At 61.3% G+C, this 222-nt stretch carries 1 pseudogene; it reads left to right on the top strand.

The window, feature by feature from the left end:
• Positions 1 to 222 (top strand): annotated as a pseudogene (locus C2I19_RS22535) (IS630-like element ISHsp2 family transposase); the annotation flags it as partial.

The raw sequence follows: 222 nt of genomic DNA, 5'->3' as shown, positions 1-222 counted from the left end.
AAAAAAGCGCGACGCCAAGTCCTTTGCCATGAAAGCGGCAATACTTGCCAGGTTGAAAACGGCGGCCCTAGCTGGAGATTGCCGCCTGATCTACTTTGACGAGGCGGGATTCTCGGCGTCTCCTCCGGTGCAGTACGGCTGGTCGCCACGCGGCGAACCACATCATGTGGAGCCCCGGCCGCATTGCAAACGCTCTGTGCTGGGGGCGCTCGATTTGGCGGC

The sequence above is a fragment of the Chromobacterium alticapitis genome (assembly GCF_002924365.1).
Lineage (GTDB): Bacteria > Pseudomonadota > Gammaproteobacteria > Burkholderiales > Chromobacteriaceae > Chromobacterium > Chromobacterium alticapitis.
The sequence above is the reverse complement of the archived record's forward strand: the minus strand, read 5'-3'. Positions and strand labels throughout refer to the sequence as shown.